Source organism: Bartonella capreoli (assembly GCF_902813205.1).
Lineage (GTDB): Bacteria > Pseudomonadota > Alphaproteobacteria > Rhizobiales > Rhizobiaceae > Bartonella > Bartonella schoenbuchensis.
Window position 1 is genome coordinate 1 of record NZ_CADDZX010000253.1, and the last position, 428, is coordinate 428.

The window sequence follows — 428 nt, forward strand, 5'->3', positions numbered from 1 at the left end:
TTATTGCCAATAATTCTGATAAAGCTGCACTAGCAAAGCAAAAACCTGCTTTAGCTGGTTGGTTTGTGGGACAGGTTATGAAAACAACAGATGGTAAGGCAAATCCTCAAACTGTTAATGAATTGGTTAAAACGAAGCTTGGCATAGATTAAGTTTTAAAGGAGGTAGAAGTAAGTTCATAAATATGATACTTTTATAGTTAAGAAATAATGAACTCATCTACGAAATGAAATTGCCAGTATCGTTACCAGTAAAATTTTTTCCCAGTAATTTCGAATATCATGGCAAGTTTATTCTAGCGATTAATCTCGTAATCATACTAAAGAAATGGACTAAGAGATGGCTATTTTTTTGAAGCAAATTTTTACATGGTGGAATGGTAATACCATAAATACACGTTTCTTCACATGGTGTAAAGGAAAACGGAT

Annotated in this window: 1 protein-coding gene and 1 pseudogene; both read left to right on the top strand. The window is 32.7% G+C overall.

Annotated elements, in window-relative coordinates; genetic code table 11:
* Positions 1 to 152 (top strand): hypothetical protein (locus tag J7R05_RS08290; protein ID WP_208541882.1); only part of this gene is annotated, 152 nt, incomplete at its 5' end.
* Between the two features lie 187 nt (positions 153 to 339).
* Positions 340 to 428 (top strand): annotated as a pseudogene (locus tag J7R05_RS09440) (NADH:ubiquinone oxidoreductase subunit NDUFA12); the annotation flags it as partial.